This is a genomic window from Paracholeplasma morum, from assembly GCF_016907055.1.
GTDB lineage: Bacteria > Bacillota_I > Bacilli_A > Acholeplasmatales > UBA5453 > Paracholeplasma > Paracholeplasma morum.
Map to the genome: position 1 here is coordinate 1 of NZ_JAFBBG010000007.1, position 16,977 is coordinate 16,977.

Consider the following 16,977-nt stretch of genomic DNA (forward strand, 5'->3'; position numbering starts at 1 on the left):
GGTTTAAATCTCATCGAGATGTCTCAAGATAATCCATATTACGCCAAACAGGTATCTAGATTTGGTTGGACTAGGTTTATAGCCTTCTTGAAGTATAAGTTAGAAACACAGGGTAAAACACTGATGGTGATGGATAAGTGGTATCCATCATCTAAGAGATGTAGTTGTTGTGGGGAATTACATACTACCCTCAAACTCTCTAATCGAGTGTTTGAGTGTCCAAGTTGTGAGTTACACTTAGATCGAGATCACAACGCAGCGATCAATATCAACAAAGAAGGATTAAGACAATATAAGTTAGCATTTCAGTTATAAAAGGATTTTAGAACCGTAGGGACTACGGGGATAGCCTATTGAGTCACTGGCGGGTACGCTGGTTTGGATAGGAAGCCCCCACTTCTATTTAAGTGGTGGGTAGTTCACGCAATGGTACACTTGATGTTCAAATGACTATATCTGACAGAGGAGCCTATGCTCAAATGATCACATACAGCACTAAAGATATGTTAGGAGTAACAAGAACGTATGTCATTTGTTATAATGAACTTATTTTGGTGGAACCTATTGAAGAAACAAATGATGAAACCACATATAAATTCTTAGCTTATATTGATAAAGACAACTTCATTAAGATTATGTATGAATCTGAAGAAGAAAAGATGATCGTCACAGTTATTCAAGATGAATTAACTGGAGAAAACCTATTCCGCTATGAAATTATGAACAAAAATGGCGATAAAGGGGATTTTACAGGTCATAAAAATCCGAATCGTGGTGGGGGAAATAATGACCATGATGATGACGAAAAATACAAGGGAAATCAAGATGACCCAGGTCACAAAAAAATGAATCGAATAGGCCTTCTATAGTGAAGGCTTTTCTTTTGTTCCTTATTTAGGTATAATCTAGTCGTTAGCAAGAATGGATGTGTGTTTATGCAACGTTATTTTATCACGGAAAAAACCAATGAACTTAAAGGCGAAACTGCATTTCATATTGGCAAAGTGATGCGTATGAGACCAAAAGAGCAAATCGAACTTTGTGTCGGTGGCGTCTGTTTTTTAGCAGAAATTGTTAGCATCGATAAAGATATGGTAGAGGTCCAATATCTAAAAGAATTAGCCTCTGTGCCAAACCATGTAAAGATAACTCTCATACAAGGTCTTGGAAAACAAGATAAACAAGAAATTGTATCCAAATACGCAACTGAATTTGGGGTATCAGAGATAATCTTTGTACCCATGAAAAGAAGCATCGTTTCTTATGATAGTAGTTCTATTGACAAAAAAATGGACCGTTTTCTAAAAATAGCTTATGAAGCTTCAAGGTTATCGCACAGAGATGCCGTTCCACAGATATCCTATAAGGAGTCACTTGATAAATTAGAGTATCGTTTTGATCATTTATGGGTAGCGTATGAGAATGATAAAGATGTTTCTTTCTTAGATTGTGTTAAAAACATTCAAAAAGGAGATTCTGTAGCAATCTTAGTCGGCCCAGAAGGCGGTATTGACGAGAAAGAACTGGCGTTTTTAGCATCCAAAGGTTTTCAGAGAGTAGGATTAGGAAAAAGAATACTGCAGACGGAAATTGCCTGTCTATACGCCTTGAGCGTCATTGACGCACATCTGGAAAGTCAATCAAATTAAAATCATTGATAAAAGGCTTTACAAACAGTATTAAATTCGATATAATGATAACGGCTTAAGGATTTTTAAGTGCGGAAGGAGGGCAGACATGCCTAAAATCGTAGTACGTGAAACCGAATCTATAGAAGATGCATTGCGTCGTTTTAAACGTGACGTCTCTAGATCTGGCACCCTCGCAGAAGCACGTAAGCGCGAGTTTTACGTTAAACCTAGTGTTGATCGTAAATTAAAGCGCCAAGCAGCTCGAAGCAATAAAAAATAAGCACATGAATTTGTGCTTTTTTCTTTTATTAAATGACTTATTTTTCACCTTTATTATGATATAATAAACCTAGGAGTGATTGAATGAAGTTGAATGTAGTTCTAAAAGAGCCGGAATTGGCGTATAACATTGTCGGTGCATTCGATAAGAACTTAGAGGTCTTTAAGACCTATTTTAATGTTAATTTGGTTCTTACAAATACTGAGTTTCATACCGATTGTGTTGATCTAGCTGTTTGTTCCATAATGGAAAGCGTATTAGAAAAAATGATTTTGATTGCATCACAAGTATCACTGTCTGAAAGAGATGTTCTTTATCTCATTAAATTAGCTGAAGCCAATGAACTAGAAGATGTTGAAAATCTTTTTTTACGTAGAAAGCACATTATTATCAATCAGCAAGGCAAACCAATTTACCCGAAAACATTCACTCAAAAAGTCTACCATGAAGCATTGATCCAATCGGATATGGTCTTTGGAGTCGGCCCTGCAGGAACAGGTAAGACCTATCTTGCCGTTGCTCAAGCAGTTAGTTACTTAAAAGACAATAAAGTCAAAAAACTGATTTTAACTAGACCTGCGGTTGAAGCCGGTGAGTCCTTAGGATTCCTACCGGGGGATTTGAAGGAAAAAGTGGATCCGTATTTGATTCCACTATATGACGCCCTCTATGAGTTTTTAGGGTTTGAACTAACCACTTCACTTATGGAAAAAGGAGTCATTGAAATTGCGCCACTTGCTTACATGCGTGGGCGTACGCTAGAAAATGCCTTCATCATTTTAGATGAAGCACAGAACACAACCCCAACGCAAATGAAGATGTTTCTTACAAGACTAGGGTTTTCATCCAAAATGGTTATTACTGGGGATCCGTCTCAAGCAGACTTACCCAGAGGTATCAGTTCTGGATTAACCGAAGCCATTAACTTGTTAGGAGATATTGAAGCGATTAAGGTCGTTCATTTCAAACGGTTGGATGTTGTTAGAAATCCACTGGTTCAAAGAATACTAGAAAGGTATGAGTCCTAATGGATATTACATTTTACAATCAAACAGAAGAAAACACAGAACAAGCCGAAGTATTAATCAAAAGAATATTCGAGCAAGTCGACACAAAAGAGGAAATGAGTGTCATCTTCCTAACATCTGATGCAATTAAAACAATGAATCGAGATTATAGAGGAATTGACAAAGTGACGGATGTAATTAGTTTTCCAGATAAAGAAGACGATTATATCGGTGACATATTTATTTGCCTAGATAGAGCAAAAGAACAAGCTAGTGACTACAATCACAGCATTGAAAGAGAAATTGGCTTCTTATCTGTACACGGCTATTTACATTTACTTGGGTATGACCATCATACCGAAGAAGATGAAAAAGTGATGTTCACAAAACAAGAAGAAATCTTAAAGAAAGCAAATTTAGAGAGGGTTATAAAATGACAAAGGAACAATTAGTTCAAGAAGCAATTAAAGCAAGACAAAAAACTTACTCGCCGTATTCAAACTTTGGCGTTGGTGCAGCTTTATTAATGAAAGATGGCACCGTCATTCATGGCGCAAATATTGAAAATGCTTCATATGGTTTATCCAATTGTGGGGAAAGAAGTGCACTATTCTCGGCTTATAGCCAAGGGTATCATAAAGAAGACATCGTGGCACTTGCTGTCACTGGTGGGACCGATCAACCAATTAGTCCTTGTGGGGCATGCCGACAAGTGATGAATGAATTGATGCCAAAAAACACACCAATCTACTTATCTAACCTAAAAGGCGATATCAAACCTACAAACATCAAAGAACTATTGCCTTATTCATTTGACGAAGTTGAGCATAATGAAGAGTAATTTTAAAAGTGGATTCGTAAGTATAGTAGGAAAGCCTAATGTCGGTAAATCTACTTTCTTAAACCAGGTAATTGGGTCAAAGATTGCGATCACGAGCCCAAAACCTCAAACAACTAGAAACCGAATATTGGGTATAAAGACAACGGAGGATTATCAAATCGTCTTCGTTGATACACCGGGGATACATAAACCTAAGCACCAACTGGGTAGAATCCTTGATGAAACTGCCTACAGTTCCATTCAAGGCATGGATGCAGTCTTATTCATGGTAGACCAAGCAAAAGGATTTGGCGAAGACCAAATCATTAGATTGTTTAAAGACATCGACAGCCCGGTCTATTTAATCATTAACAAAATTGATGAACTTAAATCAAAGGCTGAGATCGATAAAATCATTATGTCTTATTTAGGAGCATTTCCATTTAAGGGGTTTTTCCCTATATCAGCGAAAGAAAACCTTAACATTGATAAACTAATTACAGCACTTCAAGAAGACCTACAAGAGGGCTATCCACTATTTGGAACTGACGAAATCACGAATCAAACGGATTTCCAAATCATGGCTGAAATCATCCGTGAGAAAGTTCTTTATAAAACCCAAGAAGAAGTCCCTCACGCAGTAGCTGTAGTCATCGAACATACAGAAATGGTAGATGAGACATATGAAGTACATGCAACCATTGTGGTTGAACGTAGTACACAAAAACAAATTCTAATTGGTAAAGGCGGCCAAATGCTCAAAGAAATTGGTACAGAAGCCCGCAAAGAAATCAATAAAATACTAGATACAAAGATTCATTTAGTCCTTTGGGTTAAAGTGAAAAAGGACTGGCGAAATCGACCTTCAGATTTAAAGGCATTTGGCTATGACAAATCGGAATAAAGGCTTAATCTATAAAACACTAGACTATAAAGAGTCATCAAAACTACTGTTTGTTTATACGCCAACAGGAAAAGTCACTTTGGTAGCCAATGGAATCAAGAGTTTAAAAAATGAACACAGACATCTTGCTCAATACCTAACACTAATAGAGTTTGATATGAAAGATAAAGACATGTATAGTTTGTCTAAACCGCTTTTATTAAATGACTATAGACAGGTAAAAGTAAGTTATCAACAAACGAAACATATAGCCATCATTTTAGAACTCATTGATCATCTAATCACAGAAGATCTGCCACATGATAAAGTTTATTCGCTTTTGGAGTACATAAATACTAATGTTGAGATGGCACATTTGATTTTTGCAGTCAAATTGTTATTTCTATTGGGATATGGGTTAGATTTTGTTGGTAATGATCCTGTTGGTTTCTCGATTAAAGAAGCTAGAGTAGCAACCAAAACCAATAGACTTTATCCAGAAATCGGTTTAGAAGAAACCGTCTTGTTATCGAAAGTGTACTTTTATAAACAAGAGGACGAACTCACCTTAACGAGTGATGAAATAATGAAAATAGAAACATTTATTAGAACCTTTTATCGATACCATCTAGAATATGATATTAAAGGTTTAAGAGAATAGAGGGATAACATGATTAGTCTAGAAAAATTAACGACCTATGCTAAGCAAACAGGTTTTATTTATCAAGGGTCAGAATTATACGGTGGTTTAGCAAATACTTGGGACTATGGTCCACTAGGTAGTTTGTTAAAAAACAATATTAAAAAAGCATGGTTAAAGAAATTCCATGATGAAAATAGATACAACGTCTTATTGGATTCATCGATTTTAATGAATTCACAAGTTTGGGTAGCAAGTGGTCACGTCGGTGGCTTCTCAGACCCATTAACAGAGTGTAAATTTTGTAATACTCGCCATAGAGCCGATAAATTAATTGAGGAACATACAAACTTCACAGTAAATCCAAGTTCATGGACAAACGATGAATTACACAAATATTTAATGGATAATCAAGTAGGATGTCCAAATTGTGGTAAAGTAGGCTGGACTGAAATTAGAGCATTCAACCTAATGTTTAAAACTTCTCAAGGTGTCACTGAAAGTGCTGGTAATACAGTATATCTAAGACCGGAAACTGCACAAGGAATTTTTATCAACTTTAAGAACATTCAAAGAACCACACGTCGTAAAGTCCCATTTGGGGTATGCCAAGTAGGTAAATCGTTCAGAAATGAAATTACACCAGGTAACTTCATTTTCAGAACACGCGAATTTGAACAAATGGAACTTGAATTCTTCTGCAAACCAGGGACTGAAATCGAATGGTTCAACTACTGGAGAAATTATTGCATCAATTGGTTAAAAGATTTAGGGTTAAAACAAGAAAACCTTCAATTACATGACCATGATCCAAAAGAATTATCTCACTATTCAAATGCAACCACAGACATTTTATTTAACTTCCCATGGGGATTTGATGAATTATGGGGGATTGCATCGAGAACAAACTTCGACTTAAACGCCCATCAGACACAATCTAAAGAATCCTTAGAATACTTAGACCCAGAAACCAACGAACGTTACTTACCATATGTTGTAGAACCATCTGTTGGGGTTGAAAGACTATTAATGGCATTCTTAACTCAAGCGTATGAAGAAGAGACGCTGGCTGATGGACAAATAAGAGAAGTATTGAAAATACATCCAGCTTTAGCACCTTATCAAGTAGCGATTTTACCATTAATCAAAAAACGCCATGAAGAAAAGTCATTGGAGTTATTAGAGATTGTTTCTAAGTTCACACAAACAACTTATGATGAAACTCAAAATATTGGTAAACGTTACCGTAGACAAGATCAAATTGGGACACCGCTATGTATTACTGTAGACGATGAAACATTAGAACAAAATACGGTGACTGTTCGCTTTAGAGACACAATGCTACAAGAAAAAGTAGCTGTTGCTGATTTACAAGCATTTATCCAAAAACACGTATCATTTTAATTGAGAAGGAGGTCTTTTTATGGCAATTCCACGTAACTTAATCGATGAAATTAATGAAAAGACCGATATCGTTGCCTTAGTTAGCCCGTATGTCAATCTCGTTAAAAAAGGCAAAAACTTTATGGGCCAATGTCCATTTCACGACGACAAAAGTCCATCCTTCAGCGTTTCACCAGAAAAGCACTTGGCCAAATGTATGGCTTGTGGTGAAGGTGGAACCCCAATTGTGTTTTACCAAAAAATCAAAAATGTAAGTTTCGAACAAGCCGCGCTAGCACTGGCAGAACCCCTAGGCATTAAACTTAATGTTGTAAAAAAGGGTGAACAAGACCAAGTCGAACATGCGATTATGAAGGAAGCCAATATATTTTATGAGTTTTACCTTCACAATTCAGAATCAGGTAAAATCGCAATTGAGTATTTAACGAAACGTGGTCTTTCAATTGATGAAATTAAACACTTTCAAATTGGGCTAGCACCAAAAGAGAAAGATGCATTATTTAATATTCTAAAAAACAAGAGCTTTAACCCAGATCAGATGGAATCTGCAGGATTAGTGAAACGAAGAGAAGATGGTACTTATTATGACTTAATGAGTTACCGCATCACATTTCCTGTCCACGATCCACTTGGTAGAGTCGTTGGCTTCAGTGGTAGAACTTTAGATAATGATCAAGTTAAGTATCTCAACACACCGGAAACGGTCATATTCCATAAAGGCGAAACACTTTATCATCTCTCATCTGTTTTAAGAGAAATACGAATGAGTAAGAAAGTGATTCTGCACGAAGGATTCTTTGATGTTATTGCATCTTATAGAGCTGGTATTCCTTACGGGGTTGCAACCATGGGAACCGCACTGACTAAAAAACAAGCTGAGCTCATCAAACAGCACACTAACCATGTTATCGTCGCTTATGATGGCGATTCAGCCGGTCAAAATGCCACTATGAAAGCAATTCCGCTTTTACAAGAAGCTGGCTTAAGAGTCGATATTCTTCGCTTAAGAGACGGGCTAGATCCCGATGACTTCGTTAAGAAAAACGGTAAAGAGGCTTACCAAGCGTTGATATCTGAAAGCATTGATCCCGTTCAGTTTGGGTATGATTACTATAAAAATGGATTAGACCTAACCAACGCAAATGATATCAATGCATTTAAGAAAAATGTCATAAGTTTACTTCGTGGCAAGGATAACAGCATTAGAGAAATCTATTTAAAGAAATTATCCAATGACTTAGGTGTAAGCTACGACGCAGTCAGACCAAAACCTGAGATTGAACGTATCCCACGAAATGATTCTAAGCCTCAACAAGCCAAGCGTGAATTGCCACTAAAGTATTTTCATGCTGAAAAACAGCTTGTGATTGCGATGATGAAAGACCCATCTGCATCAACCCGTATTGATCAGGCATTGGGTACTCAGCTTGTGGCTGATATGGATTTATTTAGATTAAGAACAACCTTGATGCATGGCTATTATAAATCTTACTCAACATTTGATTTAGAAACATTTAAGACCATGCTTGATGAAGACCAAATAACAGTTCTTAATGATAAAGTGACCTCACAAATTGAATGGGGTGGACAGTTCATTTTTGATGAAGATGCCATTACACGCTTACTGGATGTGATGTCAACAATCACAGATACAAAGGCATACAAAGCATTACTCGTTGAGATTAAACAAGAAAAAGAAGCATATACTCAGACAACAATGGTTGAAAAGCAAAAGGCACTGAAAAATAAAATCAGTAAAAGGCAGGTAAACACATGAAAGAGTCTATCAAAGGATTATTAGAACAATACAAAGATACTAAAAAAATCCCACTCGGAGACATATTAGATCTTACCGATATGGATGACGCTTTATTCGATTTATGTAAGAAAGAAATCGAAAGCTCTAATTATGAAATCATATATGAAGAAGAGTTACCACCTATTATTGAAATACCGAAAGATAAACCGTTAGATAGCTATCACTTATTCTTAAAAGAGATGGGCGATATTAAGTTATTAACACTTGAAGAAGAAAAAGAAATCACAAAAACCATTTTTTTAGGTCATGAAGCCATGGCTAAAGGCATCCTAGATGATCCAATATTAGAGGAAGAACGCAAAAAAACCATTGAAAACGCTGTTAATGCGAAAAATAAACTTGTGGTTTCAAATCTGCGATTGGTTTTATCTATTGCTCGTAAATACGATGGAAAAATGGATTTACTGGACATTGTTCAAGAAGGTTCAATGGGGTTAATGAAAGCGGCGGATAAGTTTGATTACCGTATGGGCAATAAGTTTTCCACTTATGCCACCTGGTGGATTAGACAAGCCATTTCACGTGCGATTGCAAAACAATCTAAAACCATTAGAATACCTGTCCATTTGGTTGAGGATCTAAACCGAATGGTAAGAATCAAAAATGAATTAAGTATGAGTTTGGATAGACATCCAACCGCAGAAGAGATTGCGGAAGCGTTAGGGGTATCAGTGTCAAAAGTGATGTATTATGAACAATTGACTCAAGAAGTTGTATCTCTAGACAAAGTAGTCGGAAGTGAAGAAGACGCAACCTTATCAGATTTTATCGCTTCGGATGTATTAAATCCTGAACAAAACTACTTAATGGAAAAAGAAAAAGAACAAATAACAGAAATGTTAAAAGGTTTAGGACAGAGAGATGAGCAAGTCATTCGCTATCGCTTTGGTCTATACGACGGCAAGTATTATACTTTAGAGGAAATAGGCAATTTTATGGGGTTAACTCGTGAACGCATTCGCCAAATCATATCTAAGAGTTTAGCTACGCTCAGACAAGCTGGCATATTATTTATTAAAGAAGGAGAATAGTGATGAACCTAGATAAAATTATCGCAGATTTAATCAAAAAAGGTGAAAAAAACGGTTATGTAAGTTTTGATGAAGTCATCAAAATCGCCCCATTTGATTCAAAAAACTATAAAGAAATCGAACAAGCGTTGCTGGATAAAGACATTGACATTACCAATGATTCCGATGAGGAAGAAGAAATCGATGTAGAGGTTGAACAAGCACCTGTTTTGTTAGATATTGAAGAAGAAGAGGAAGAAGATGACATTGAAGAAATGGATTTTGATCAATTGTCATTATCGTCATTAGAAATCGAAGACATTAAAGAAGAAGAACTTTTAAATATCGAATCACTGCCATCAAGCATCAAGGTCGATGACCCAGTTAGAATGTATTTAAAAGAAATCGGCCGTATCCCGCTTTTAAAAGGCGATGAAGAAGTGGATTATGCTATTCGTGTTAATAACGGTAGAATGGCTCAAGAACAACTCGAAGAAGCTAAAAGAGACGGATATGAAATTCCTGAAGCGGATAGACTTCAACTTGAAAACATGGTTGAAGATGCACAGTATGCTAAAAATCGTCTTGTTGAAGCGAATTATCGCTTGGTTGTATCGATTGCGAAACGTTACGTTGGAAGAGGCATGTTATTCTTAGACTTAATCCAAGAGGGTAACATGGGCTTAATGCGTGCAGTAGATAAGTTTGATCATGAAAAAGGATTTAAGTTCTCTACTTATGCAACTTGGTGGATTAGACAAGCCATCACAAGAGCTGTCGCAGACCAAGCTAGAACCATTCGTATCCCAGTTCACATGGTTGAAACGATTAACAAACTCGTTAGAATTCAACGTCAACTTGTACAAGAATTATCACGTGAACCTTCACCTGAAGAAATTGGTGAACGTATGGGTATTACTGCTGAACGTGTGCAAGCAATTCAAAAAATTGCTCAAGAACCAATCTCTCTAGAAGCCCCAGTAGGTGAAGAAGAAGATTCATCTTTAGGAGATTTTATCTCTGACCCTACAGCGCTTAACCCTTATGAATATACCGTTCAAGAAATGGTTAAACGTACCTTAGATGAAGTATTAGAAACCTTAACTGACAGAGAAGAAAAAGTACTAAGATTAAGATATGGCTTATTAGATGGCAAAACTCATACACTAGAAGAAGTTGGTAAAGAGTTTGGTGTTACCCGCGAACGTATTCGTCAAATTGAATCTAAGGCCTTAAGAAAACTTAGACAACCATCTCGTCAAAAGAAACTTAAAGACTTTAATTTAACGCGTAAATAATGAAACGGATTGAAGCTTTAAGTAAACTAACTGTAGGGATTGATACCTTACTAGATATCGGTACCGATCACGGCTATTTATTGATTGATGCACTTAGTAATCACCATATCAAAAGAGGGATTGCTGCTGACATTAATGAACAGCCACTTAATAATGCTAAAAAGAACATAGAATCCTCTGGGCTATCTGATAAAGTGTCATTTGCACTTTCAAATGGTTTCTTAAACATCGAAGATAGCTTTGACGGTGTTGCAATCGCAGGTATGGGCATGCACCTTGTTAAAACGATTCTTATGCAGCCGCATAAAGTCCCCCACAAATACATCGTGTCTGTACATACTCATATTGATCAATTTAGAGAATTTCTAAGCGAAAATGGATTTCAGATAATCGATGAAGTTGTAGTCCATGAGAGGTTTTACTATATATTATTTGTATTGGTAAAAAACTTTCAGGCATTAACTAAAGAAGATGCTTATTTAGGACCAATTCTAAAGAGAAAAGTCGAATCCATTTCCTATTATGAACATTTACTCAAGTTAACAACAAACTTATATGCAAAAGTTCCAAATAAAAGACAAAAAATGCTTGAAGTACAGATAAATTGGCTTAAAAATGCTATAAATAGCCTTAAGTCATCTGTAGTGTTATCGGAAGAATGAAACCGTTTTTTCACCTATAAAATATTAAAATATGTGAAAATCCGAATTTTCTTTACTTTTATTAACTTTTTCTTTACACTTTCTTAAAAAAAAAGATATAATGGTATATATAGTAAGGGGGGAATTACTATGAATGAAAAATTAGTTTTTGCACAAGATTTCGAAAGAGCTTTGCAGGGCTTAAGAAAGAGTGGTATTTATCGTCACAAAAAGTATCAATTGAGCGATGCTGACATCACACTTTTATTCTCGGTTGCGTTTGGGGATCCAGAAGGAATTAAACCAAGTGCTATCGCCAAGAGATTGAAGGTTACATTACCAGCCATTACGCACAAGATGAATAAACTTGTTGAAGATGGGTACCTAACACGTAGAGATTCAAAATCGGATCACCGTGTTACATATGTGCTGCTAACTGAAAAAGGACGCACATTTGTTGAAAGTGTACAAGACGTTTACTATGCTAGAATTACTAAGTTAATGAAGCATTTAGGCGAACAAGACACTAAAACTCTGTACAGAATTTTAAACAAAATAAATTCAGCAGGCAAATTATAGAGGCGAGGGACTTAGTCCCTTTTCTTTTTATATAATTATCCGAATTTTTATTATTTAATCTCTTTACATCCACGTCGATATGGGTTATAATATCTTTGCTGTCAAAAATGGTGCAGTAGCTCAGTTGGATAGAGCAACGGCCTTCTAAGCCGTCGGTCGGGAGTTCGAATCTCTCCTGCATCGCCATTTTGAAATTAATTAATGCTACACGTTGGTGTGGCATTTTTTTATAGTAATTTTTCTATTTTTGCTTGTTAATGGTATTGATGTTATAATTCTAACCATGACTAGGGAACCTAGTAATTAATAAAAAAGAAAGGTGATTAATAGTGAACTGTCCAAGTTGTGGATTTGAATACACGTATGAAGAAAATGATATGCTCGTGTGTTCTGCATGCCAATATCAATGGGAGAAGAACCCGGAAGTTTTTATTTTAGATTCCAATAACAACAAATTGTTTGATGGAGATAGCGTCATCATTATCAAAGACTTAAAGGTATCAGGGGCTTCTAATAACCTCAAACAAGGAACGAAAGTGGATAACATTAAAATTCAAGAAGGCGATCATAATATTGCTTGCCGTATTCCAGGTTTTGGCAATATGAACCTAAAGAGTGCGTTTGTCAAAAAAGCCTAATGACCTAAATGGGCATTTAAACTTCTAATGATTCATTCAACAGAAACTCAATTGAGTTTCTTTTTTTTGCCTAAAGCCAAAACAAAGTCTTCAATGGAGACGATAAAAAAACTGAAATTATGAAAACGTTTACGCTATAGGTCTTTTTCCATTCAATTGCTATAATTTAGGTATAATAAATCGAGGTAAAAAACTATGGCAATTATTGAATTAAAGGATGTAAGAAAAGAGTTTAAGAAGCCTGTTAGAAAACCGGGAATCGTGGGGATGTTTAAGACACTTTTTAGTATGAAATACACGGTAACTGAGGCAGTAAAGGGCATCTCCTTTAGCTTAGACGAAGGTGAGATTGTTGGGTATATCGGTGCGAATGGTGCTGGTAAGTCTACCACCATTAAAATGATGTGTGGAATCCTAACGCCAACCAAAGGGGAAATCTATGTGGATGGGTATTTACCATACCATCCAAAGCAAAGAAGCAACGTCTTAGGTAAAATAGGCGTTGTTTTTGGGCAAAGAACACAACTATGGTGGGATTTACCGTTAATAGAATCGTTGACGATTTTGAAGCAAATTTATGACATCAAGGAGTCTGATTACAAAGAAAGATTTGAATTCATCAAAGATGTACTAGAACTAGATCCGTTTCTTAACCAACCAGTTAGAACCTTATCCCTTGGTCAAAGAATGAGAGCGGATTTAGCAGCAAGCCTCATTCATAATCCAAAAATCTTATTCTTAGATGAACCAACGATTGGATTAGATGTCCTTGTTAAAGACAGAATGATCAAAGCCATTAAAGAGATTCATAAACGCTATAATACAACAATCGTATTAACCACACATAATATGGATGACATCACAGACTTGTGTCAAAGAGTCATTATATTGGATGAAGGCGTTATTCTTTATGATGGGCCATTAAGCATGATTAAGAAGAAGTTTGGCGACATCAGACATATTACCTTCTCATCTTCAGAAGGTTTTGACCAATCCCGCATTACGGATAAATTTGATGGTTTGTGTGAAGTGGTTCAAACCGATAACACCTATAATATCTCATTTGATATTTCGAAGTTGAGCATTAATCAAGTGTTGAGCGTCATACTTGAAAATGCATCAGTATCAGACATTCATATCACAGAGAACTCTCTAGAAAGCATTGTGAAACATATCTATGAAACCAAGAAATATTAAGAAATACATGGCCTTTAGCAAGGCAGGTATCTTAAGTGGTTTCGCCTATAAGTTTAGTGCTTTTGGGTGGTTACTTGGAGATATTATTTCCTTGTTAATACTCTATTTTCTATGGAGTGCAATCTATCAAAACGCAAGTGGTGACGTTATTAATGGTATGACTTTCAAACAAATGGTCTCATACCTTATATACGCTAGGGTTGCGACCTCATTGGTATTTGCCTCAGCTTCATTTTGGATAATTGGTGAAGATATTTACGAAGGAAACATCGCAATTAGTCTGATTAGGCCAATTAATTATCGATACCGCTTGCTGGCAGAGGGGTTTGGAAACTTTCTTTCCTCTTTAATATTGATGTTTATTCCGCTTATGACTGCCTCTATCATCTTGTTGACAATCACAATAGGCGCACCAATACCAGGCGTACTTGATTTCGTATTCTTTTTCATCAGTGCGATTTTGTCATTTATGATTGCTGACTCACTCAATTTCTTAATTGGTGAAGTCGCGTTATTCACAAATGCACTTTTCGGACTAATGATAATAAAAAATATCACGATGTCATTTTTCTCGGGAAGTTTACTACCTTCTTCATTTTTCCCTGTTTGGCTTCAAAACATATTGAACTTTTTACCATTTCAAAGTATGGTTGAAAAACCAATTATGATTTTGATGGGTAGCTTAAATGGCACAGAGTTGCTCAAAGCCTTTGTCATTCAACTTATTTGGGTTCTTGTATTAAACATGTTATGCACATTGACGTTTAATGGGATTAAAAAACGTGTGGTTAGCGTAGGAGGATAGTCTATGATGAAATATTTGAAATTATATCCTTACTATGTCTCTAGAAGCATCAAGGCCAGACTGGCGTATAGATTTGATGCGTTCATAGGCATATTTGGATTTTTACTTGAAAACACCATAATATTTTCGACACTATACTTAACCATCTCTGCGATACCAGCACTAAACGGATGGGACTTAAACATGATGGGGTTTTTGTATGGGTATTATTTGATTCCAAAAGCAATAGACCATATATTTTCAGACCAAATTTGGCAACTAGCCAACGGGGGGATTACAAGAGGGATTTTGGACAAGTATTTGATAAAACCCCTAAACCCACTGTTTCAACTGGTTGCAGAAATGATTCAACTAGAGGGATTTGGTGAACTGATACTTGGCATCATCTTCTTAAGCGTATTTGGGCTTAAGTTATCGATTAACTGGACAGTATCAAGCGCCATCGCTTTAATCATATGTGGATTTTTCGCAATGTGGTTTTTCTTTTCAATCAAATTGATATTTGGATCGTTATCATTTTGGACCAAACGTAGCATTGAAGTCATGACATTAATATATGATTTTTCAAACTTTGCTAAGTATCCAATTGATATCTTTAGCCGCTCTATTCAATTTCTATTAACATTCATTCTGCCTTTCTCTGTTGTTATATTTTTCCCGATAAGGGCTTTATTGTTTGATCAATCTATGTGGTTACCAACATTGTATGTGGCAATCGCAAGTACTTTAATGTTATTTGTTGCCTATTTTATTTGGAAAAAAGGTCTAAAACGTTATGAAAGTGCCGGAAGTTAGGAAAAACACTTATTTAGAGGTTTTTTAAGGTTTATTTCATATAGACTTCGTGATATTATAGATACTAGTGGTCCGGTAGCTCAATGGATAGAGCAGTACCGTCCTAAGGTAACGGTTGAAGGTTCGAGTCCTTTTCGGATCGCCATTTTTACATAATAAGGGAGTAAAATATGAAAAAATTAGTATTATTAAGCCTATCATTGGTTATGGCATTATTATTGGTGGCATGTGTTAGTAAGACATACACGGTTAAGATTGACCCAATGAATGGTGAAGAAGCAATCACTTTAAAAGTTGAATCTGGAAAAGTTGCAAATTTTCCTCAAAATATAACTAAAGAAGGTTATGTTTTTGCAGGATGGTTTGAAGGTGATCAAGAGTTCAACACCGGAATAGCAATTACGGACAATCATAACGTGTATGGTAAATGGATTATAAATAAATACACAGTTACTTTTATCAATGCGGGTACTCAAATCGCACCAGTTGAAGTAGAACATGGATCACTGCTTACAGAACCAATTGCTCCAACTCGTGAACACTATGTGTTTAGAGAGTGGACAGATGGAAATGACACATATGATTTTTCAAAACCAGTTACGAGTAATCTTTATTTATATGGAGAATTCAATTTAGATTCTTATCAAGTTGTATTTGATACATTAGGTGGTACTCAAGTTAGTGCACAAACAGTTCCTGCAAAAGGCTATGCAAGCATTCCTGCTAGTCCAACTAAAGAAGGGTCACAGTTCGATGGTTGGTATATTGCGGATAAACCGTTTAATTTCTCGGATCCAATCCTAAAGGATACAATTGTTACTGCTAAATGGCGTAGTTTCGCTCATGAAGCTTACTATGATGGTATGGAAGGATTAACGGGTGCTAACTTAATTATTTTCTTAAATAACTTGTTAGAACAAATGCAAGGTAAGAACTATGACTATGCAAAAAATGCACTTCAAGTTTCTGATAGAGATCCAAACAACAGTAGCAATCTAATAGAATTCTATACAGGACAATCAAGAAGAGCACAATGGGATGCAGGTAATACATGGAACAGAGAACACGTATGGCCACAATCCTTATTAGGTGAAGACGCTGGAAGTACGATCAACTCAGCTTCTGATTTACATAACCTAAAACCTTCTGATAAATCTATCAATACCTCAAGAAGTAACAAGTGGTTTGGACCTTCTACAACACCTTATTCATATGCACCAAATAGACAAGAAATCAAAGGCGATATCGCAAGAATTCTTTTCTATATGGATATCAGATATGATCGTTTATCACTTGTGAACTTAACTGGTGTTGTTACACCTTACACTTATCAAATGGGTGACTTAGCTACGTTATTATTATGGCATGCTGAAGACCCAGTAGATGATTTTGAAAGAAACAGAAATAATGTTATTTACGGTTATCAAGGCAACCGTAATCCATTTGTAGATTACCCAGAACTTGTTGGACATATCTATAACTAAAAACTAACCGTGAGACGATGAATCTCACGGTTTTTATTTACATAAA

Annotated in this window: 20 protein-coding genes and 2 tRNA genes; all 22 read left to right on the top strand. The window is 36.0% G+C overall.

Annotated elements, in window-relative coordinates; all coding sequences use genetic code 11:
* The coding region (locus JN09_RS04380; protein WP_204433097.1) for a zinc ribbon domain-containing protein at positions 1–315 on the top strand (315 nt) is incomplete at its 5' end.
* A gap of 131 nt (positions 316–446) precedes the next feature.
* A complete protein-coding gene (locus tag JN09_RS04385) occupies positions 447–869 on the top strand; it encodes a hypothetical protein (protein ID WP_204433099.1) in 423 nt (140 codons plus the stop codon).
* Between the two features lie 66 nt (positions 870–935).
* Positions 936–1,649, top strand: a complete 714-nt coding sequence (locus tag JN09_RS04390) for an RsmE family RNA methyltransferase (RefSeq protein WP_204433101.1) — start codon at positions 936–938, stop codon at positions 1,647–1,649.
* Between the two features lie 88 nt (positions 1,650–1,737).
* Complete coding sequence (rpsU, locus tag JN09_RS04395) at positions 1,738–1,911, top strand: 30S ribosomal protein S21 (protein ID WP_030004591.1); 174 nt, start codon at positions 1,738–1,740, stop codon at positions 1,909–1,911.
* Between the two features lie 83 nt (positions 1,912–1,994).
* Complete coding sequence (locus JN09_RS04400; protein WP_204433102.1) at positions 1,995–2,939, top strand: PhoH family protein; 945 nt, start codon at positions 1,995–1,997, stop codon at positions 2,937–2,939.
* A complete protein-coding gene (gene ybeY / locus JN09_RS04405) occupies positions 2,939–3,355 on the top strand; it encodes an rRNA maturation RNase YbeY (RefSeq protein WP_204433106.1) in 417 nt (138 codons plus the stop codon). The genes JN09_RS04400 and ybeY overlap by 1 nt, the downstream gene beginning before the upstream one ends.
* Positions 3,352–3,759 (top strand): cytidine deaminase, encoded by a 408-nt coding sequence (gene cdd / locus JN09_RS04410; RefSeq protein WP_204433108.1) that lies wholly within the window; start codon positions 3,352–3,354, stop codon positions 3,757–3,759. Before ybeY ends, cdd begins: the two co-directional genes overlap by 4 nt.
* Positions 3,749–4,642 carry a GTPase Era gene (gene era, locus JN09_RS04415; RefSeq protein ID WP_204433110.1) on the top strand — a complete coding sequence of 298 codons (894 nt, stop codon included), beginning with the start codon at positions 3,749–3,751 and terminating at the stop codon, positions 4,640–4,642. Before cdd ends, era begins: the two co-directional genes overlap by 11 nt.
* Positions 4,626–5,282: a DNA repair protein RecO gene (gene recO / locus JN09_RS04420; RefSeq protein ID WP_204433112.1), complete on the top strand. Its 657-nt coding sequence runs from the start codon at positions 4,626–4,628 to the stop codon at positions 5,280–5,282. Before era ends, recO begins: the two co-directional genes overlap by 17 nt.
* 9 nt (positions 5,283–5,291) lie before the next feature.
* Positions 5,292–6,665 (top strand): glycine--tRNA ligase, encoded by a 1,374-nt coding sequence (locus JN09_RS04425; protein ID WP_204433113.1) that lies wholly within the window; start codon positions 5,292–5,294, stop codon positions 6,663–6,665.
* A gap of 19 nt (positions 6,666–6,684) precedes the next feature.
* Positions 6,685–8,442, top strand: a complete 1,758-nt coding sequence (dnaG, locus tag JN09_RS04430) for a DNA primase (RefSeq protein ID WP_204433114.1) — start codon at positions 6,685–6,687, stop codon at positions 8,440–8,442.
* Complete coding sequence (locus tag JN09_RS04435) at positions 8,439–9,515, top strand: sigma-70 family RNA polymerase sigma factor (protein ID WP_204433115.1); 1,077 nt, start codon at positions 8,439–8,441, stop codon at positions 9,513–9,515. The genes dnaG and JN09_RS04435 overlap by 4 nt, the downstream gene beginning before the upstream one ends.
* A 2-nt stretch (positions 9,516–9,517) precedes the next feature.
* Positions 9,518–10,792, top strand: coding sequence for an RNA polymerase sigma factor RpoD (gene rpoD, locus JN09_RS04440; protein ID WP_204433116.1), 1,275 nt, complete (start codon positions 9,518–9,520; stop codon positions 10,790–10,792).
* Positions 10,792–11,454 (top strand): class I SAM-dependent methyltransferase, encoded by a 663-nt coding sequence (locus tag JN09_RS04445; RefSeq protein WP_204433117.1) that lies wholly within the window; start codon positions 10,792–10,794, stop codon positions 11,452–11,454. Before rpoD ends, JN09_RS04445 begins: the two co-directional genes overlap by 1 nt.
* Positions 11,455–11,583: 129 nt before the next feature.
* On the top strand, positions 11,584–12,012 hold the full coding sequence (locus JN09_RS04450) for a MarR family winged helix-turn-helix transcriptional regulator (protein WP_204433124.1): 429 nt from the start codon (positions 11,584–11,586) through the stop codon (positions 12,010–12,012).
* Between the two features lie 109 nt (positions 12,013–12,121).
* Positions 12,122–12,198 (top strand) — tRNA-Arg (locus tag JN09_RS04455).
* Between the two features lie 140 nt (positions 12,199–12,338).
* Positions 12,339–12,650 (top strand): zinc ribbon domain-containing protein YjdM, encoded by a 312-nt coding sequence (locus JN09_RS04460; RefSeq protein ID WP_204433236.1) that lies wholly within the window; start codon positions 12,339–12,341, stop codon positions 12,648–12,650.
* A gap of 201 nt (positions 12,651–12,851) precedes the next feature.
* Positions 12,852–13,847, top strand: a complete 996-nt coding sequence (locus JN09_RS04465; RefSeq protein ID WP_373422798.1) for an ABC transporter ATP-binding protein — start codon at positions 12,852–12,854, stop codon at positions 13,845–13,847.
* Entirely contained in the window at positions 13,828–14,652 is an 825-nt protein-coding gene (locus JN09_RS04470; RefSeq protein WP_204433132.1) for an ABC transporter permease, read from the top strand. The genes JN09_RS04465 and JN09_RS04470 overlap by 20 nt, the downstream gene beginning before the upstream one ends.
* Before the next feature lie 3 nt (positions 14,653–14,655).
* On the top strand, positions 14,656–15,447 hold the full coding sequence (locus JN09_RS04475) for an ABC transporter permease (protein ID WP_204433139.1): 792 nt from the start codon (positions 14,656–14,658) through the stop codon (positions 15,445–15,447).
* Positions 15,448–15,516: 69 nt separating this feature from the next.
* Positions 15,517–15,592 (top strand) — tRNA-Arg (locus JN09_RS04480).
* Positions 15,593–15,617: 25 nt separating this feature from the next.
* On the top strand, positions 15,618–16,931 hold the full coding sequence (locus JN09_RS04485; protein ID WP_204433142.1) for an endonuclease: 1,314 nt from the start codon (positions 15,618–15,620) through the stop codon (positions 16,929–16,931).
* The last annotated feature ends 46 nt before the right edge of the window (positions 16,932–16,977 follow it).